This window comes from Legionella drozanskii LLAP-1, assembly GCF_001467585.1.
GTDB lineage: Bacteria > Pseudomonadota > Gammaproteobacteria > Legionellales > Legionellaceae > Tatlockia > Tatlockia drozanskii.
The window spans coordinates 1-18,056 of the sequence record NZ_LNXY01000001.1 but is presented as its reverse complement, the minus strand read 5'-3'; the positions used below and the strand labels follow the sequence as shown (position 1 = coordinate 18,056).

The window sequence follows — 18,056 nt, the reverse complement described above, 5'->3', positions numbered from 1 at the left end:
TTTTTAAGTTTTGAAACGGAGCTAGTAAAACCAAAGGCTTAGATACCAATGGATAAGCGATTTCCCCCAGAAAAGAGATACGACACCTGCGAAACAAAGAAATGGACCAAAGGGGATTGGGGTATCGTTTGATTTGCCTCGCGATTTGAGATAAATAAGGCCAATAATTGCTCCTGTTAGCGAAGACAGTAAGATGATAAGAGGTAATTGAGTCCATCCAAACCATGCGCCAAAAGCCGCAAATAATTTAAAATCGCCATTACCCATGCCAATTTTGCGAGTGAATAAATAAAATAATTTGATAAAAAACCATAAAGCAAGATAGCCACTGGCAGCACTAAGCACCGCATCGTTTAGTGTCGTGAACAGAGCTTGGGTGTTAGCAATAAGTCCAAGCCATAGTAAGCCTAAGGTTAGGCAGTCTGGCAGCAATTGGTGCTCTAAATCGATAAAAAATAGAGCGATGAGAATCCAAATATAGAGTAATACGAATAGCAAGCTGAGGTTAAAACCAAAATGCCAAGCTGCTAATAATGCAAGTAAACAGCTCAGTAATTCAACTAAGGGATAACGTAAAGAAATGGGGTGGTTACATTGCCTACAACGACCCCGTAGCAAGCAATAACTCAAAATAGGTATATTAAATTTTGCTGGAATCGTTGTTTTACATTTCGGGCAAAAAGAACGTGGAAAAAACAAATTAATTTTATTGGTCGAGTGAGTTGAATGACGGAACTCTTTATTCCAATCGTCCTGCAGCATGATTGGCAAACGATAAATAATAACATTTAAAAGACTGCCAATAGCGAGCGCAAACAAGCCCAGGAGAATGAAGGCAGCAGGTAGATTAACAATCTCAAATTGACCAATCATAAAGTTAGACCACTGAACCAAGTTTAAAAATAGGAAGATACATAGCAATAACTAAAGTACCAATGATTAAACCTAGTATTGCCATAATAATAGGTTCTAGCAAGTGACTTAAAGTATCCACAGAATTATTGACCTCTTCTTCATAAAGATCAGCTATTTTGTCGAGCATCGATTCAAGTGCACCCGATTCTTCACCGATTGCTATCATCTGCAAAACTAAATTAGGAAATAAAAAAGTATTTCTCATCGCAAGATGCATCTGTTGCCCTGTATAAACCTGCTCTCTAACTTTATCAATTGCTTGCGCATATACACAGTTTGCTGTTACTTCTCCTGCTGCATGTAAGGCATTAACCAGGGGGAAACCTGCTGCAAAGGTCACTGCTAAAGTTCGGGAAAAGCGCGCAATAATCGCTTTATTAAAAATAGCACCAAAAAGAGGGAGTTTTAAGAGTATTTTATCAATCGCTTGATTCAGTCCCAAAAAACGTTGCTTAAATTGAATTAAACTATAGCCTAAGCCAAGAAGAATAAATAAAGAGAATACGCCATAGAGTCTAAACATGGAGGAGCATTGAATGACGAGACTAGTCATTATAGGAAGCTTAGCACCAAAATTTTTAAATAAAGACTCAAACTGAGGTACAACAAAAACTAAAAGAAAAAAACTCACTACACAGGCAACCAACAAAACCACAGTAGGGTAAATCATGGCCTGTTTTAATTTCTTTTTAATTCTTTCGATTTTTTCTTTGTAGGCTGAGACTAATTCAAGCATATAATCGAGCTTGCCTGTTTTTTCTCCGACAGAAATCAGGCTACACACCAATTCATTGAATGATGGGTATTTTCTTAAGGCTTCACCAAAAGGGTAGCCGTTTTCAACCTGTTTTTTAAGATCTTCAATTAGCCATTTCAACGCTAGCTGAGTTTGACTTTTAGCAAGAATATCAAGGGATTGGACCAGAGGTATACCTGATTTAAGTAGTGTTGCCATTTGGCGGCAAAAAATAAAGATCTCGGATTGATTGGTTTTTTTCTTGAAAAGAGATTGGTAGTGCTTAATTATTTTTTTGCTCGTAATACCTTGTTTATGAAGCTCAGCTTTTGCGAACGCAAGGCTTGTTGTATTAATGACTCCCTGCATAGGTTCTCCAAGAGAATTGGTACCTTCCCAGTAATAGCGCTGTTTAGTATTATTCGTCATGGCAAGCTACCCGATTTAGTTCTTCAAGCGTTGTTAATCCTTGTTTTACTTTTTCAAGGCCCGATTGATATATAGTCATCATTCCTTCCACTTGGGCTAGCTTTTGAATCTCAAACGAATTTGCACCATTCATGATTTGTTCACTTATCTTTTTTGATAGGGGCAATAGTTCAAATAAACCTAAACGACCACGGTAACCATTCGTGCAATGTTGGCAACCTCTCGCTTGATATAAATTAAGCGCTTCGCTGCCAGAAAAACCGAGTGCTTTCAAATGTTGCTGGGGTAAATCATTAGGTCTAATTTTGCAATACTCGCACAATCGTCGTGCTAGGCGTTGCGCGACTAATAAAATGGCTGAGTGGGCAATGTTGAATGCAGGGATACCAAGATTAACCAGACGAGTAAGTGTTTCTGCCGCACTATTAGTATGTAATGTTGAAAGGACTAGATGACCAGTTTGTGCAGCTTTAATAGCGATTTCTGCGGTTTCAAGATCGCGAATTTCGCCAATCATCATAATATCTGGATCTTGGCGTAATAAAGAACGTAAAACTGTAGCGAAGCTTAGTCCGGATTTTTGGTTAACATTCACTTGATTAATACCAGGCAGTTTAATCTCAACAGGATCTTCAACAGTGGAAATGTTTTTTTCTTTAGAATTTAGAATAGTCAATGCAGTATAGAGGGATAAGGTTTTACCACTGCCTGTTGGACCAGTGACCAAAATCAATCCCTGCGGTTTTCCTAAAGCTGTAAGAAAACGTTCTTTTTGCAGGTTATCTAATCCCAACGAGTCAATGTGCAGACGAATTGAAGCGGTATTAATGATGCGCACTACTAACTTCTCACCGCCAATAGTAGGGCAGGTACTGACTCTAAAATCAACAATATAATTAGAAGCTAGCTTCATTTGAAAATGCCCATCCTGGGGTATACGTCGCTCAGAGATATCAAGATTAGCTAAAACTTTAATACGAGCACTAATTTGATTCGAGGAACAAATTGGTGGAGTGGCTATTTCGGTTAATAATCCATCTAAACGATAGCGAATCCGATACATTTCTTCATAGGGTTCAAAGTGAATATCCGATGCGCCATTTTTAATTGCAGCTAGCAAGATTTGATTGACAAATTTAACTATCGGCACCTCATCAGCTGCTTTAAGATCGATATTGACTAGGTCGGAACTGTCTAACTCAATTGAATGATCTAAATAATTCAATAAATACTGATTTTCTTTTTTGTTGAGGACTTTATCTATGAGTTTTTGCAGCTTATCAGTTTCAACAACGACAAGTTTGATAGGGAAACTAGTTTGAAATTGAATTTCCTTAAATATTGCTTGCTGACTGGGATCATCTGTCGCTAAAAACAGATGTTCGGTACGGACGAAAATGGGTAGAACGCTATATTGATAGGTTAGGGATTCATTGATTAAATGCAAGGGAATAGCATCTATATCAATCTGATCTAAATCAAATAAAGGCAAATTAAAATGTTCTGCCACAATTTGACTTAGCGTCGATGCCGTGGCTAAATGATTAGTCACTAAATAGTTCAAAAGGCTCTGCTTGTTAGTCAAAGCAAGATTTTGATACTCAATAATTTTACTTTTAGAAATGAGATTCTTTAATACAATTAATTGAGCAATTCCTTGTAGGCGATGTTCGATTGCTGTTGTCATATCCATAACCAACTTTTTATTCCGGCGCTACTATAGAGAAAAAAGAGTGAAAGTGCACGTAAAATTTTAATAGAAAGACTTTAAGAGGCCTGAAAGCATGACTCCTCTTGCTGCACACCCTAACTCTATGGTACAAAAAGAAATTTAAAATACGGGACGCGCATTTTGTCTTTTGATGCTCAGAAAACTAGATTTCGTGCTCTTGAGCAATGGTTTCGCTCGCCCCAAGGTTTAGACATAAGCGATTTTTTTGCAACAGAACTAATGCATTTAAGTGAGATTCTATACGGAGATACCTTACTTCAACTGGGTAATTATGGTACTAATCCATGGCTGCAAAAACTTCATTATTGCCACAAATGGTGTGCATCACCGTTTATAAATTCCTCAAGTACTTTTATTAGTTCATTTACTCATTTGCCAATTGATAGAAATAGTGTGGACTGCATAGTTGCTCCCTTAGTGATGGAAGCCTTTACCCCGCAAAAAAATCCAATTGATGAAATTGATAGAATTTTAAAGCCCATGGGCTATGTGATATTTTTGGGCATCAACCCTTTAAGTCTCTGGGGATTATTAGCCAGACTAAAACAATTTTCGATTTTTGGCGCGTTAACAGGAAAACCTATGTCGGTTCTTACTGTAAAACGAGCTATGCTGCACCGAGGTTATGTTCTATGTAATTTATCTTCTTTTTATTATATTCCACCAGTAACCACCACAAGATGGCTGCATAATTTCGAAATTTTAAATGAGTTAGGGAAAATGATTTCTCCTTGTCCAGTTGGCTTTTATAGCCTTGTGGTGCAAAAACATCAAGAGGCTCACCCTGATTTGCTTCCATTGAAAGCTGAAGAAGAGTTATGGGAAAGAAAAAGAGCACTGCTGCCGTCTGTGTAATTCTAAGTAAATAGTGGCGTTACAAGATTAAGGAAGGGTCAAACCTTAGAGATTCGCTTGAACATAGGCAATTTAACAATAACAAGTTTCCTCTAAGTGAAAACAAGTTTGAAGATTCTTGCTAAGTTTCGGTATAATAGCTTTTGGTTTTATTTTTAGGTTTATCTTTATGGTACAAGAAACGTTATTTCGTATTACTTTTGCAAATCAAGACGCAGTTTATGAAATTTATGCTCGCAAGGTTTGTGAAAGTGAGATTTTTGGTTTTCTTGAAGTTGAAAGTTTTGTTTTTGGAGAAAACAGTTCTTTGGTTGTTGACCCTTCTGAAGAGCGTTTAAAAGTAGAGTTTAACAATATTAAACGTACTTATATCCCTATGCATTCTGTTTTTCGCATTGATGAAGTTAATAAGCAAGGCGTGGCAAAAGTCCGAGAAAAATCAAAAGATGATAGCAAAGTTAGTGTATTTCCTGTTCCCACAAAACGCAAAGACTAGTCAATTCATAATAAAAATCAATTAGGAACTCAGATGTCTATTCCAGTTAAGATTAAAGAAGTATATGAAAAATCCAGCTGTTTATTTACCACGAAGGAAGTAGAAGCTGCTTTAGATAGAATGGCAATTAACATCCATGAAGTGCTGAAGGATAAAAATCCCGTGTTACTTTGTGTGATGATTGGCGGAATGGTTCCAATGGGAAATTTACTGCCTCGTTTAGATTTTCCTTTAGAAGTTGATTATGTTCACGCTACTCGGTATCGAGGCGATATCAAGGGTGGAGAATTATTTTGGAAGGTCAAACCTAGCTTGGATTTAACCGATAGAACCGTTTTAGTCATTGATGATATCTTAGACGGTGGCGTTACTTTGGCTGCAATTATTGAAGAAGTTAAGTCTCTGGGTGCAAAAGAAGTTTACTGTGCGGTATTAGTCGATAAGCATCACAAACGTGTACCTAATGGTTTAAAAAATGCCGATTTTGTGGGTTTGCAAGTTGATGACCATTATATTTTTGGTTATGGCATGGATTACAATGAATATTTGCGTAATGCACCAGGAATATTTGTTGTAGCACCCGAACATGAGTAATTAAAACTAGACCCTGTCCAATCTGCGCTGCCTGGATCTCGCGAACAAAGTCGTGAGATCCAGGCATTAGTTATGCCATATCAAACGATTCGATGATGAGGGAAGTGATTTAACGCAGTAGTAATTTGTTTATAGAGATCCGGAAGCCAACGAGGCTGAGCAAAGGTAGATGTCGCAGGCTTCCCTTTACGTAAGTCGTTCGGTGCAATAATGATTTTAACATGATTTAATCCAACTCGACGTGTCAGTAAGAAAAGTTGATCAATCGCTTTATCTCCCACTGCTAGGCAGCCAACGGATACGGATTTGCCGTGTAGAAAGATATTATTACCTAGTCGTCTTCGACCATCTTTGATCGCTTGTAGGCGATCATAATTATTGGGGTAGTTAATCATCATAGATAGATGCATGCTACTAAACGGATTAAAGGTAGTAAGTCGATAGATTCCTTCTGGGATTTGTCCATCTCTTTCTTTCAATTTTGGACCTAAACGACCACTGAAAGCGGTTAGTGGGTAAGTATGAATGAAACGCCAGTTTTGATTTTCATTTTTAGCCCACAATTCGACATGCCTTTCCTTTTTGAACGCTAAAAGAGCAACTTCTCTTGGTGGATAAGCAATGTTCGCATTAGCAAAAAAACGTACTAGCTCAGGTTCAGTTCGTAAACCATACTTTATAATTGCGTGATCAACTGCTTTATCCCAATTCAACTTAGGAGCCATACTAAAAGATGGGGTCAAAAAGAATATTAATATGGTTGAAATCACACTACGCATAATCATTTTGGCAAAAAAATTTCCTGTATGTTAACAAAAAATAACCAATTGGACAATTATAGTCATACTACAACTAACTCTCTAATTACAATAAAAAAAACCTAGTAACTTGTCAATTTGCAGCGCTTACATTGCCTCCGAATTTTCTTGAAATTTTGCTTGAAGTTGAGTGGGTAATTGTTTTATTACAAAGCTAGGTGCAGTATTCAAAGGACCCACTGAAGGTAATAAGCCATAATGATTGGGGCACATAAAACGTACGATACTATCTGATCCGATTTTATAAAAGACATATTTATAGCTGCAGTAGGGTTGTTTATTAAAGGTAGCCACTTGCAAGATCGGAGTGCCGGGAAGTCTGTTTTCAACAAAGCTAGCATTGATCCATAAATTGGTAATTAAAAGTGCACCGCCTGTAATTAAACCAGCAGACAAAAGTCCTGCTCCATAACGAAGGATACGGCTGCGTATTTCGTCCATGGAAGTTAATAATAAGCAGATAATTGAAGAAATTAGTACGATCAAATTTAAAGAATAAATGGCCGCATGCAGGTAGTTGAAGTAACTTCCTAAGATTTCACCACCAGAAGCTCTGTAATGCAGAATCAGGGCGATAAGACTGAGCCATAAGGCAACTAAGATATAATTTTTACGACGTAATTGTATGCCAAAAAACAGAATTATAATTCCAAGAATAGGGAATAAAGAGTGGATTGATTCTAATAAATTGATCATAGAAATCCCTTTGATAAGGATAATTGGATCAGTTTAACTCAGAGGAAGTGAGTTTGTCTCGTAGGCTGAGGAGAAATCATACTAAATTTATGAACATAGGCTTGGGCTGAGAGTAACTGCGTGTAGTAACCACCACGAGTAGCGTTTTTAAGGGGCGTTTCGTGCTTTACTTGGGCATTGTCCTGTGAAGATAGTTGGGAGAGGGGGGCTGTTTTATTTTTGGTAAGCATTGCAGCTTCTACCAATTTTATTTGCTCATTGATAATTACTTTTAATGAGTCGATATCATCCAATTCGTTGTCATTGATGGCTGAAATAAGACTTTCGGCTCGTTGGTTGTGTTTATGCCCACAAGTATTAAAGCTAAGAAAACGGAATAGTGGGTTAAGCAAAAACCGAATAATTCCAGTTTGTAAATAATGTCCAAGAATGGTGTTTAAAGCTTCTTTCATTTCACTGACAGTAATGACTTCCTGTTCTGTACAGTCTTGATATTTCTGTTGATGGAGTTCAGTTTTATCCGCTGAAATAATGGTGAGTGCATGGAGCTTTCCATTTCTTAATTCCATTTTGGCAAATCCACCCGTTTTACCTTTTTGATTTTCAGCATGTTGATTGTGAACACTGAGCGCTGGAAATTGTTGCCCAATGTGGCTAAATATAGGGGTCGTTCTTTCTTGAGTAGAGCCTCCACCGGAATAAATAACATTGCCGTATTTGGGGTGCTTATCAACATAAGCTAAAAAATGATCATGAGCAACGGCAGATGTCCATTGTCTCAATTTTCCCATAATGTCAAGATCATAAAATACTTGTTCCAAAACTTGATGATGGTTTCCGATAAAGGGAGAACCACCGGGTCTTAGGTATGGACCATAAAGATGGTTTTCATTCGTCGTTAAATTTCTTTTTCCTAAGGTTTCTCCAATGGCATGATGACTAATCAATAGAGTATTTTTGGCCTTAGAATTCAGTGCTACCCATTGAAGCCAGTTCTGTTGAGCTTTGTCAAAATGAAGAGTGGTGGAATCAATTACTATGATTTCTAAGAAAGGAGTTTCTTTATCCAGCTTTGTACAGGTTACACGATAATAAGGACTGCAAGTCACATGGGTATTGATAATGTCTGCTGCGTGATTGCGTCGTTGGAGCAATAGCTCTTGATTTCCATAGGCTGCTCCATGACCAGGAATGGGAGTAATTGCACCACATTCATGATTACCAATTGCAGCAAAACTATGAGCTATGCCTAAATCGGAGTAGGGACTGTAATATTTTGCGATATCTGTAGGTTTAGTGTCTAGTCTAATGGTAGGATAAACGGTGTCCCCAGTAAGTAATAATAAAGAGTTTTCACCAGATTGAACCTTATCGGCCATCGCTTTTGCGACTTTAATTTGGCCCTCAGAACCATCTCCTGAACAGCCTGTAATAAATAAATCGATTGAATTCTTATCGGTTGTTAATTCAAAGCAACGATCAATCACACCAGGTTGGATCTCTTCTTCCGTAATATTTTTTGCGATAAACATAGCGTATTTTATGGCTTAATAATGCGCAATTATATCAGATTAATTTCAATCTGTTAATATGAAATCTGAATTCTCGCTCGCTGGCTCTTTGATAATCAATAGAACAGGCTCTACTTCTGCAGGTAAAGGTTGTTTCGATATGCGAGTGGGCAGGTTGACACTGCGTAATAAAAAAGAAGATAAAGCCGAACTCACATAAACAATGGATTTCGGTTTATTTTGATTGGTAAGGGCATTTTGGGTATATTTTATATTTCGTAAGGCACGCGGATGTACGGAACCAAGCCAAATGGGTTGACGGAAATGTTGCAGATGATAGTTTGAGCGCCAAATCCTTAAAACTTGAATGGGGTTTCCATCTTTAGGCTCGTAGGTCATCACGAGTACAGGCTTTCGATTCTGGTAAAGTTGCGCCATTAAAGGTAACTCAGGTGCAGAGGTTGGACCACTGACACGGGTAATTATTGAATTAAAAAAGGAATCATTTTGTTTTTGCCAACCATAGGTCGTTAGAGCGGCCTCAAGATCGTCAACCGAGCCGGCATATTGAATATTAAATAAACTAATGCGCTGACCGATACGATTAGTTCGATAAATGGGTAAAAGTGGGTTGGTTTGATTCCACCATAATTCATCAGTAAGAACGTATTGAGCAAAATAGGGTTGGTGGCTGCGCATAAAGCTATTGTAATTCAATAAACAGGACAGTGCTGTGGCTAAAAACATTAAAAATAGAATCATCAGCGGAATATAAGGATGATTGGCAATTCGTGGTTTGTAGCGTCGATAAAACAGCCAATGGCCTAAGCTGATACTCAATCCAAGTAGATAAGCACCTAAACAATCAGTGAACCAGCTGTCGCCAAAATAAAGAGAACTGAAACCAATAAGCAAAAGACTTGAGGTTAAACTGATAATTAATACCTGCTTATAACGTTCTTGAGAATAGGCATTCAGACATAAAATAAAAGTAACGAATAAGCTTGTTGCTACTGTAAGATTGGTGAGAGGGAATGCATTATTGTTTTCACCATCGATCGAATTCATCGCACTTAAGCTATGAAGAGTCATTAAGATAATTGCGCAGCAGATACCTAAGCTTAGCCAATAAAATAAGGTACGCGGATCCTGATAATACATTGCTAATACGAGAACAGAGAACAATAAGGTTGCTAAAGTGATTGGATTACCAATTTGCGCTACTATTATAAAAAATATATCAAATGAATGTGTTCGTAAACTTTGCAAAAATAAAAGAATTGGCTGATTAATCTCTGTTATTGAGCTTTCCTTAAATATCAGTATTGCCAGCAAACAAAATAAAAAGGCAGATAGAATAAATAAAATCGCTAAGGCTGCAGTTGGGTAATGATTAGATTCGCCTTTTGGTGTTAAGTACCGTGCTATTCTTCCTAGCGCATGGCTGCGAAGAGCCCATAACCAAAATTGATGCAGATAGTAATTAAGAAAACAGTTTATTCGAATAAATAACCATCTTAAACTAACACTCAATATCCAAATACCAGCCAACAAAAATAGGATTAAGACGAATAGACGAGTCGCTTTTTCAGGTGATAATTCACTGCTTGCTGTACCAATTAATACACCAGGCAAAACATAAACGAATGACCAGCCAATTGCAGAGATAATATTGGCAATGAAAAAACGCCAACGATTCATATGCATCATCCCAGCAATTACTGGGATAATAGAGCGTAAAGGGCCGACAAACCGTCCTATAACAACACTTTTTCCTCCATGGCGAGCAAAATATTCTTTGCCATATTTTAACCAATTAGGATAGCGGCTGAATGGCCAAATATTTGTAAGACGATCACTAAAAAAATAACCCAATAAATAACTGGCCCCATCCCCTGCAACCGCGCCCAAGGCGGCAGCAATTAACGTTAAATCAATGCGCATTACTCCAGAGCCTGCAAGGATACCGATTGCGGTCATGGTGACAGAGCCGGGAACAATACTACCAATGATAGCTAAGGATTCTGCAAATGCGATAAAAAAGGTGATTAATAACGCCCATTGTGGATGGTTATATAGCCATAATGTAAGGGGTTGAATGTAATCGGTAAATAAATGCATGGTTTAGTGATTAAATCGAGAAATAAACGCGTCTGTAAATAATTTACTGACATCGGCAATATTGGCTGTAGCCATGTAATCACTGATTTGCGTCATTTCAAGTTTCGCAAATCCACATGGGTTAATGCCGGCAAAAGGGCTTAAATCCATCGCTACATTGAGAGCTATCCCGTGATAGGTACAGCCATTTTTTACGCGCAATCCAATAGAGGCAATTTTTTTATCATCGACATAAACTCCCGGGGCACCACAACGTACCGCTCCTTTGATGTGATAGGTTTCCAAAACCGCTAGTAATATTTGCTCTAGATAACTCACTAATGTTCTGATACCTAAATGATTTCTCCGAATATCCATTAATACATAAGCGACTAATTGGCCAGGGCCATGATAAGTGACTTGTCCCCCTCGATCGGATTGCACTACTGGAATTTCATTAGGATTCAGGACATGTTCTGCTTTACCGGCTTGCCCTTGAGTATAAACAGGCGGATGCTCTAATAACCACAACTCATCGCAAGTGGTTTCATTCCTTGAGGAAGTAAAATTTTTCATTTGTTCCCATACTGCTTGATAGGGCTGAATACCTAGGTTGCGAATAGTAGTCATCATAGCACCATCTTTATATCGGGATGTTTAGTTATTTCCTGGTAAAGTGCATCAAGCGATTGTTGATCATGTACATACACCGTAACCGTGATTGACAAATAATTGCCACGCATACTTTCTTGATAAACAATTGCTTCATCCGGTGTTTCAGGAAAATGCTTGTAAATGATTTCATTAATTTCTGCAGCAAATAATTCGGTTTTTTTACCAATTATTTTTATAGGAAAATTGCAAGGAAATTGTATTAGGGTTTCTTTATCAGTCATAGAGTTTTTTAATAAGTTGTTGGTATTTTTCATTAAGTTGGCTCCAGTAAGGGCCAGCTTGTCCATCGCCAATTAGTTTATCGTTAACTCGAATTATAGGATAGATTTCCTTTGTTGCACTTGAGATCCAAACTTCTTTGGCGTTAAAAATCGCTTCAGTAGGGATACTTTCTTCACTCAAGGGCCAGGATAAAGTTTTTATCAGTTCTATAACTACATCACGAGTAATTCCTGGCAAACAAAAATGAGTCAGAGGAGGCGTGCGAATGATATTATTTTGGTCAACTAAAAAAAGGTTGGCCGCGCCGCCTTCAGTTAAAAAACCATTCCTGGATAAAATGGCTGTATCAGCGCCACTAGAGACTGCATCATCATTCAATAATACATTACCTATCAACGCAGTGGTTTTTATATCACAACGCTGCCAGCGGATATCTTCGAGAAGCTTAGCTTTTAATCCCTTTTGTTTTTCTTCAAACGTCGGAAAATCGCTATTCATACTAAAGGCGATAACAGTCGGCGTTATTTGAGAGGGAATATCGTGTTTACGAACGCCTTGATTACCGCGAGTGACTTGTATATAAATTTGCATATCACCACCACCACTCTGTTCAATTAGCCTTTCAAGAATAGATTGCCATTGGATATCCGGTGGAGTAATTCTGGCCGACTCTAAACTATAGTTTAATCGCTTAAGATGTTTTTCAAGATAGAAGAGATGACCATTGTATACTGGAATGACTTCATAAACTGAGTCAGCAAATAGTAAGCCTCGATCAAAGACGGATATCTTTGCGTCAGAGGCGTGACAGTAATTTCCATTTATATATACAATATCGGCCATCCCATTCACCTTAAGAGCTAAACCAGCCGCTAAAAGTTAGGCGGATAGCATCTTTCATACGAGTAAAAATACCACCTTGATTGATATCAGCAAGTGCATAAATTGGATAATTGCCAATAATATTGTTATCAAATTGAATGACTAACTCACCCACTTTATCCCCTTTAACAATAGGTGCTTGTAAATTTTTAGGGACTTTAGTATTGATGCTCAAGCGCTGATATTGACCATTAGGAATGGTAACATATTGATTTTCGCGCATTCCAATGGAAAGTTTATCTTCTCTACCTTTGTAGATAGGTATTTCAGTAATGGTTTGACCGGCTTTGTAGAGCTCATGCGTTTCAAAAAAGCGGAAACCATAGTTAATCAGACGTTCGCTGTCATCAGCCCGAGCTGCTTCACTGGGTGAGCCCATGACGACCGCTAATAAGCGCATATTCTCGCGTTTAGCTGAAGAAACTAAACAAAATCCTGCGTCGTTAGTATGTCCGGTTTTAACGCCGTCCACTTGGCTGTCTCGCCATAATAGACGATTTCGATTGGGCTGACGTATACCGTTATAGGTAAACCATTTTTGCTTATACCAATGATAATATTGAGGGAAATTATTAATTAAAGCACGGCCCAAAATAGCTAAATCTTTTGCGGTGGTGTACAAGTTAGCATCAGGCAGGCCGGTGCTATCAGTAAAATGACTATTAAGCATGCCCAGTGTTTGTGCTTGTTGATTCATGATTTCAGCAAATCCTGGCTCACTACCACCTAAATGCTCTGCCATAGCAACACAAGCATCGTTACCAGAATCGACGATGATTCCTTTAAGTAGATCTTCAATAGTAACTTGTTGCCCTTCTTTTACGAACATTCGCGAGCCACCCGTTTTCCACGCGTCGCGACTGATATGTACGTTATCAGTTAGATGAATTTGACTATTGTTTAATGCATTAGATATCACATACAAGGTCATCATTTTGGTTAAGCTTGCAGGAGGTAATTTATCGTCGCTGTTTTTCTCAGCAATAATTTTTCCGCTGTTAACGTCAATGAGTATATAGGATTTTGCATTAAGAACGGGTGGTGAAGGAGTTATCAATGGTTTATTGGAAATAGGCGCAGTTGGGGGAACGCTACCGGATAAACCCGTTGGTAAGACACCTGCTGATGCATAAAAAACACTGGACTTCAAAACGAGAGTCGCCAGTAAAAATAGTCTACTGAAAGAGGTTAACTTCATGGTTTCTATACTCATTATTACAAAATTACGTCATATTAACACAGCCTCAATCCTGCAACCAAATGACATTCATGCTAATTTTTTTATGAGTAATATCATAGTACTTTGTGCCTATAAATTAATCATGACAGACCTGATTAATTTAGCAAAGTATTTTAATGTGATTAAGGTTTGTATATATTAGGGGAAAAAATTGGCCAGAGTGGAATAATGCGTTTCTTTTATATCTTCTTATTAATAAGCTTATTAACGAGTTGTACTCATGAACTTGCTGCGCCAGTTTCCTCAAAGCGGTTAAATTCAAAATCATATCCGAATCGTAATAGAGACTATTCCACTACGACTCAAAAAGATGGTGCTCCGACAGGGCCAGTACCTGTATTTTTTAAAGAAATGAAGCCTAAAAATGAACCATTCAGTCGATATGGAAATCCTGGATCCTATGAGATAGCAGGTAGAACCTATAAAGTGATGCAAAATTCGAGTGGCTATAAAGTTCGAGGAATTGCTTCATGGTATGGTACTAAATTTCATAGTAAGCGAACTTCCAGCGGGGATAAGTACGACATGTATGCTATGACCGCTGCCCATAAAACGTTGCCTTTGCCAACTTATGTAAGAGTAAGGAATTTAAGAAATGGACGAGAAGCGATTGTAAAAGTCAATGATCGCGGTCCTTTTCATAGTGATAGAGTGATTGATTTATCTTATGCTGCGGCAGCAAAATTAGGTGTGTTTCCAACTGGGACAGCCCCAGTCGAGATAGAAGCACTTTCCCCTGGAAAACGAGTCGCTCATTATTATGTCCAAGCAGGAGCATTTAGCTCTCAACAACTTGCTAACTCGTTACAAAGAAAATTATCCAAACTATCGCCTTCACCAGTGACAATTGAGAAATACAGACAACGTTATATTGTGAAAGTGGGTCCATTCGCTAGTAAAAGCATGACTGAGCAGTTGAAAAGGAGGTTGGCTGCGAGTGGGGTGAGAGGGAGTTTTACATTATTGCAGTGATAAATGGTGGTCAAGGCGGATTAGTTGAATTGCAGGGCCTTGGCCAAGATCACTGCCCAGCATAATCACTACGCACTCCGTCAATAATCACCCGCGTACCTTTATTACCTCCGCCAGGTAAATCAACAAACTCTTCGTTTAACCACCTAGCATCTTCGGTAAACATCCTGATACACCCATGGCTTGCGCGATATCCGGGAACATCTTCACTTCCATGGAGAGCATAACCTCGGAAAAAATGCATGCAAAAAGGCATTTCTGCCCCACCATTATCACCATCAGCTCGTCGAGGGAAAGCTGTAGAAATACATTCGATATCTTGTTTACGAATAATGCGATAGGAGCCAGTGGGAGTTGAGCAGCCGCCAATCACGCCTCTGCAGCTATCTGAGCCGGAGGAAATAGGACCCCACCACAATAATTCGCCATCCTCATCATAAGCACCCCAAGCCAGTTTCTCTTGACTAATATAAATTGCTTTTTCGCCATCTGATTCAATATATCGAGGAAAAGGCGAGACATCATAGATGCTAATTCGATCGATATTTTTTGGCACGGCGATGATCATTCCTGCACGCAATCTTACGTTCATACGATTGACACGCCTGACTATATCCTTAGTTTCACTATCTGGAAATAAATTGGACCAAGTTTCTCCGCTTTTTATTTTGAGGCAGTAATAATCAGGGTTATCACACAAGGTTTCACCAAATCTCGTGTAAGACCAAGTCATTGTCGTGAATAAGACCATCATTAATGTTGTTAGATAACTCACCAACCGCTTCATGATGTCCTCGATCTAGCGTCTTATATCTCTATTAACGGCACAAAAAATAAAAACTTTATACTATATATGCACTGAAAGTTTGTGGTTACGGGGGGGGTTATTACCCGTACTATAACGATAATAGGGGTAATAACTAATTGATTTAGTGCTTTTTGAAGCGATCCAATTCTTTTTCAATTTGTTCTTTAGTTAGTCCGTAATGTTGTTTAAGTTTTCCGTAAAGTTTCAGATTATCACCACGGATTTCTTCTAAATCATTGTCTGTAAGTCTTCCCCATTGTTTTTTTAGAGTTCCGCGGATTTCATCCCATTTGCCACTTAAAAATTCTTTATTCATTGTCATTTCTCCCTAATTGGAACAATAAACATCTTTGTAAACAATTTAATTCATTTCTTGTTTACACGATAAAGTGTAGCCCGATATTTAAATTTGTAAAATCTTTGACAAAAGTGAGTGTATGATAATCAAGGCTTTAGTGGACGCTGTAAGAAAGCAAATTCTTAACTAAAATAAGGCTTAACAGAAAGGTTAAGCCTGTTTTTATGAATCTAAATAGAACGCTTCACGACAGGGATCACCGGAGTTTTTGGTAAGTTGGTGTCCTTTGATTTTGTAGAAGAATTGAAAAACGTTGGAAGGTAACCTTCTGTTGCTATTGAAGAATTAACAGCAGACTGCGCCTCTTCTTTCTCGGTTGAATTAGAACTCTCATCTTTCGATTCAACTTTTTCTTTCGAACGTTTTTTTTCAGGTTTCAAAAATCCGGGACTAAAGTTTGCTCTTGGAGTCAGTGTTTCTTTAGGAGTAAGTTTCGTCAGTTCAGCAACTATATCGCTATATCCCATTATCTCAGCTATATCAATGGGTAATATCTGGATTGACGAGTCAGGGTCTCCTGCTAGGCTCCTTTCATTAAGTTTATCAAACGCTCTTCGTTGTATTCCATCGTCATCATAACGTGTGCAAATGCTTTCCATAAAGTGCTTGGCGGGAAATAATGCGGGAATTTTAGCCTGATGTGGATTATGCTTGATTAAGAATTTTACAGTGCCTAAAAATCCATTGTCGGCAGCAGCGTACATTAATGTTGCACCATTTTCCGTTTGTATATCTAGATTCTCCTCCCAACTTTTAAACGCTTTTAATATTTCTACATACCTGACGGCATAATGAATAGGTGCATTGCCTAAAGCGTTGAGAGTATTCAGCGGTATTTTCCATTGGTGGAACAATTCCAAAGCCTGTAAGTCACCTTTATCAGCAGCTCCATGCACTATCGTTGAGCCATCTTTGCAGAGGGTATCTAGTTTTATTCCTAAATTGTTAAATAATTTTAGAACTTCATACTTCTCGTTTATAGTAGCTAAATAAATGGGTGGATTGCCATCAGCATCGAGTACATCCATCTTCAAACCCCAGGCATGGAATTTTTTTAATAAGCTTATATCGCCGTGAAAAGCCGCAGTATGGATTGGGCATCCAGTAGGTTGGTCTGGTTTATCTAATTGAACTCCCCATTCTTTTAATAATTTTAAAACTGTAACATTCCCTGATCTCGCAGCACCATTTGCAGGAGTTAGTCTATGTGAACCCGCTTCAAAATCTACTCCTCCCCAAGTTTTAAATAACCTAAGCTCTTTGGTTTTTCCCAATATTGAGAGCCAATAAGTTGGTGTTTTTCCCTGTACATCGGTTCTATTTAAGTCAGCACCCATCGCATGGAGTGTCGTTAGATGTTTACAATCCCCCCCCACTATATCGAGGTGTGCAGGAGTGCAACTTTCCTCTTTTATATAGGAACATAATTCGACAACGCTTGCTTGCTCTTCCTTGAAACTTGGTAGGGGCGGGCAATTTTCTTGGTAGGTAATATAATGCTTAACCATATCAGCTTCTAGCTTAATTTTTTCCATGTCAGTTCTAATAAGAGACATTTTTAAGAATGAATTGTAGGCCTCTCGATGAGCGTCACTTTTATTTTTGTCTATAAATTTAAATAGTTGATTAAAGGGTATATTTAATAATATATGGATGTTATTAGCAGCTAGTCTTAAAAGAATCTTGATCTTATCCTCTTCAATCAGCTTCTCAAGGAGAACAAAAGAATCTGTTGATGTTTGATATTTTGTTAATAGTAAAGAAGCGACTTTAAGATTGCGCAAGGCTAAGGCAAACCTTTTCTCGTCAAACTTGCCATATAAAATAATGGCATTAGCCATTTCTGGAGATTTGACGGATGGCATAGTAGTAACCGCTTGCACAGATCGCGGGCGAGGTTGTTGCTCTTTTTTTCTTGGTGTTGCAGCGGCCTTCTTGCCTGTTCCTTTCTTTCCTGTTGTTGGGGTTGCAACGTTCTTGTTACCTCCTTTTTTACCCGCACTTTTTGTCTCATCTG

18 protein-coding genes are annotated in these 18,056 nt (G+C 38.2%); 4 read left to right on the top strand and 14 right to left on the bottom strand.

Features of this window, described 5'->3' with window-relative positions; translation table 11 throughout:
- Nucleotides 1–21 precede the first annotated feature (21 nt).
- The 3 genes from Ldro_RS00095 to pilB are packed head-to-tail and all read right to left on the bottom strand — an operon-like array spanning nucleotide 22 to nucleotide 3,767.
- A complete protein-coding gene (locus Ldro_RS00095; protein WP_058494388.1) occupies nucleotides 22–873 on the bottom strand; it encodes a prepilin peptidase in 852 nt (283 codons plus the stop codon).
- 4 nt (nucleotides 874–877) lie between these two features.
- Nucleotides 878–2,080 (bottom strand): type II secretion system F family protein, encoded by a 1,203-nt coding sequence (locus tag Ldro_RS00090; protein ID WP_058494387.1) that lies wholly within the window; start codon nucleotides 2,078–2,080, stop codon nucleotides 878–880.
- Complete coding sequence (gene pilB / locus Ldro_RS00085) at nucleotides 2,070–3,767, bottom strand: type IV-A pilus assembly ATPase PilB (protein WP_420795397.1); 1,698 nt, start codon at nucleotides 3,765–3,767, stop codon at nucleotides 2,070–2,072. Before pilB ends, Ldro_RS00090 begins: the two co-directional genes overlap by 11 nt.
- Nucleotides 3,768–3,932: 165 nt before the next feature.
- On the opposite strand from pilB, the gene Ldro_RS00080 reads away from it, so the two are divergent.
- The 3 genes from Ldro_RS00080 (at nucleotide 3,933) to Ldro_RS00070 (ending at nucleotide 5,757) form a co-directional block, all read left to right on the top strand.
- Nucleotides 3,933–4,667: a class I SAM-dependent methyltransferase gene (locus tag Ldro_RS00080; protein ID WP_065235867.1), complete on the top strand. Its 735-nt coding sequence runs from the start codon at nucleotides 3,933–3,935 to the stop codon at nucleotides 4,665–4,667.
- A 169-nt stretch (nucleotides 4,668–4,836) separates the two neighbouring features.
- Nucleotides 4,837–5,163, top strand: coding sequence for a DUF1820 family protein (locus tag Ldro_RS00075; protein WP_058494385.1), 327 nt, complete (start codon nucleotides 4,837–4,839; stop codon nucleotides 5,161–5,163).
- A 33-nt stretch (nucleotides 5,164–5,196) separates the two neighbouring features.
- Nucleotides 5,197–5,757, top strand: a complete 561-nt coding sequence (locus Ldro_RS00070) for a hypoxanthine-guanine phosphoribosyltransferase (protein ID WP_058494384.1) — start codon at nucleotides 5,197–5,199, stop codon at nucleotides 5,755–5,757.
- A gap of 80 nt (nucleotides 5,758–5,837) precedes the next feature.
- Here Ldro_RS00070 and Ldro_RS00065 read toward each other — a convergent pair whose 3' ends face one another.
- The 8 genes from Ldro_RS00065 to Ldro_RS00030 all read right to left on the bottom strand — a co-directional run bounded on the left by Ldro_RS00065 (nucleotide 5,838) and on the right by Ldro_RS00030 (nucleotide 13,859).
- Nucleotides 5,838–6,536: a L,D-transpeptidase family protein gene (locus Ldro_RS00065; RefSeq protein ID WP_242604287.1), complete on the bottom strand. Its 699-nt coding sequence runs from the start codon at nucleotides 6,534–6,536 to the stop codon at nucleotides 5,838–5,840.
- Between the two features lie 126 nt (nucleotides 6,537–6,662).
- On the bottom strand, nucleotides 6,663–7,271 hold the full coding sequence (locus tag Ldro_RS00060) for a type I secretion system protein LssZ (RefSeq protein ID WP_065235866.1): 609 nt from the start codon (nucleotides 7,269–7,271) through the stop codon (nucleotides 6,663–6,665).
- Between the two features lie 38 nt (nucleotides 7,272–7,309).
- Nucleotides 7,310–8,803: a metallophosphoesterase family protein gene (locus Ldro_RS00055; RefSeq protein ID WP_058494383.1), complete on the bottom strand. Its 1,494-nt coding sequence runs from the start codon at nucleotides 8,801–8,803 to the stop codon at nucleotides 7,310–7,312.
- A gap of 45 nt (nucleotides 8,804–8,848) precedes the next feature.
- Nucleotides 8,849–10,903 carry a VTT domain-containing protein gene (locus Ldro_RS00050; protein ID WP_058494382.1) on the bottom strand — a complete coding sequence of 685 codons (2,055 nt, stop codon included), beginning with the start codon at nucleotides 10,901–10,903 and terminating at the stop codon, nucleotides 8,849–8,851.
- Nucleotides 10,904–10,906: 3 nt separating this feature from the next.
- Nucleotides 10,907–11,512 carry a lipoyl(octanoyl) transferase LipB gene (gene lipB, locus Ldro_RS00045; protein WP_058494381.1) on the bottom strand — a complete coding sequence of 202 codons (606 nt, stop codon included), beginning with the start codon at nucleotides 11,510–11,512 and terminating at the stop codon, nucleotides 10,907–10,909.
- Nucleotides 11,512–11,811, bottom strand: coding sequence for an HP0495 family protein (locus Ldro_RS00040; protein ID WP_238583927.1), 300 nt, complete (start codon nucleotides 11,809–11,811; stop codon nucleotides 11,512–11,514). Before Ldro_RS00040 ends, lipB begins: the two co-directional genes overlap by 1 nt.
- Nucleotides 11,771–12,622 carry a D-amino acid aminotransferase gene (locus Ldro_RS00035; RefSeq protein ID WP_058494380.1) on the bottom strand — a complete coding sequence of 284 codons (852 nt, stop codon included), beginning with the start codon at nucleotides 12,620–12,622 and terminating at the stop codon, nucleotides 11,771–11,773. Before Ldro_RS00035 ends, Ldro_RS00040 begins: the two co-directional genes overlap by 41 nt.
- A 10-nt stretch (nucleotides 12,623–12,632) precedes the next feature.
- Nucleotides 12,633–13,859 carry a D-alanyl-D-alanine carboxypeptidase family protein gene (locus tag Ldro_RS00030; protein WP_083497859.1) on the bottom strand — a complete coding sequence of 409 codons (1,227 nt, stop codon included), beginning with the start codon at nucleotides 13,857–13,859 and terminating at the stop codon, nucleotides 12,633–12,635.
- A 210-nt stretch (nucleotides 13,860–14,069) separates the two neighbouring features.
- Between Ldro_RS00030 and Ldro_RS00020 the strand changes: the two genes are divergently transcribed.
- On the top strand, nucleotides 14,070–14,873 hold the full coding sequence (locus tag Ldro_RS00020; protein ID WP_058494570.1) for a septal ring lytic transglycosylase RlpA family protein: 804 nt from the start codon (nucleotides 14,070–14,072) through the stop codon (nucleotides 14,871–14,873).
- A 49-nt stretch (nucleotides 14,874–14,922) separates the two neighbouring features.
- Here the strand turns inward: Ldro_RS00020 and Ldro_RS00015 are convergent, their stop codons facing one another.
- The 3 genes from Ldro_RS00015 to Ldro_RS16440 all read right to left on the bottom strand — a co-directional run.
- Nucleotides 14,923–15,627 (bottom strand): L,D-transpeptidase, encoded by a 705-nt coding sequence (locus Ldro_RS00015; protein WP_238583936.1) that lies wholly within the window; start codon nucleotides 15,625–15,627, stop codon nucleotides 14,923–14,925.
- Nucleotides 15,628–15,802: 175 nt separating this feature from the next.
- Nucleotides 15,803–15,997, bottom strand: a complete 195-nt coding sequence (locus Ldro_RS00010) for a CsbD family protein (protein WP_058494376.1) — start codon at nucleotides 15,995–15,997, stop codon at nucleotides 15,803–15,805.
- 212 nt (nucleotides 15,998–16,209) lie between these two features.
- Nucleotides 16,210–18,056 (bottom strand): ankyrin repeat domain-containing protein (locus Ldro_RS16440; RefSeq protein ID WP_338011179.1); only part of this gene is annotated, 1,847 nt, incomplete at its 5' end.

Excerpts from the sequence above, each read along its gene's own strand:
- Ldro_RS00095 (WP_058494388.1), bottom strand. The coding sequence starts at position 873 with ATGATTGGTCAATTTGAGATTGTTAATCTACCTGCTGCCTTCATTCTC.
- Ldro_RS00090 (WP_058494387.1), bottom strand. The coding sequence starts at position 2,080 with ATGACGAATAATACTAAACAGCGCTATTACTGGGAAGGTACCAATTCT.
- pilB (WP_420795397.1), bottom strand. The coding sequence starts at position 3,767 with ATGACAACAGCAATCGAACATCGCCTACAAGGAATTGCTCAATTAATT.
- Ldro_RS00075 (WP_058494385.1), top strand. The coding sequence starts at position 4,837 with ATGGTACAAGAAACGTTATTTCGTATTACTTTTGCAAATCAAGACGCA.
- Ldro_RS00070 (WP_058494384.1), top strand. The coding sequence starts at position 5,197 with ATGTCTATTCCAGTTAAGATTAAAGAAGTATATGAAAAATCCAGCTGT.
- Ldro_RS00065 (WP_242604287.1), bottom strand. The coding sequence starts at position 6,536 with ATGCGTAGTGTGATTTCAACCATATTAATATTCTTTTTGACCCCATCT.
- Ldro_RS00060 (WP_065235866.1), bottom strand. The coding sequence starts at position 7,271 with ATGATCAATTTATTAGAATCAATCCACTCTTTATTCCCTATTCTTGGA.
- Ldro_RS00055 (WP_058494383.1), bottom strand. The coding sequence starts at position 8,803 with ATGTTTATCGCAAAAAATATTACGGAAGAAGAGATCCAACCTGGTGTG.
- Ldro_RS00050 (WP_058494382.1), bottom strand. The coding sequence starts at position 10,903 with ATGCATTTATTTACCGATTACATTCAACCCCTTACATTATGGCTATAT.
- lipB (WP_058494381.1), bottom strand. The coding sequence starts at position 11,512 with ATGACTACTATTCGCAACCTAGGTATTCAGCCCTATCAAGCAGTATGG.
- Ldro_RS00040 (WP_238583927.1), bottom strand. The coding sequence starts at position 11,811 with ATGAAAAATACCAACAACTTATTAAAAAACTCTATGACTGATAAAGAA.
- Ldro_RS00035 (WP_058494380.1), bottom strand. The coding sequence starts at position 12,622 with ATGGCCGATATTGTATATATAAATGGAAATTACTGTCACGCCTCTGAC.
- Ldro_RS00030 (WP_083497859.1), bottom strand. The coding sequence starts at position 13,859 with ATGAAGTTAACCTCTTTCAGTAGACTATTTTTACTGGCGACTCTCGTT.
- Ldro_RS00020 (WP_058494570.1), top strand. The coding sequence starts at position 14,070 with ATGCGTTTCTTTTATATCTTCTTATTAATAAGCTTATTAACGAGTTGT.
- Ldro_RS00015 (WP_238583936.1), bottom strand. The coding sequence starts at position 15,627 with ATGATGGTCTTATTCACGACAATGACTTGGTCTTACACGAGATTTGGT.
- Ldro_RS00010 (WP_058494376.1), bottom strand. The coding sequence starts at position 15,997 with ATGAATAAAGAATTTTTAAGTGGCAAATGGGATGAAATCCGCGGAACT.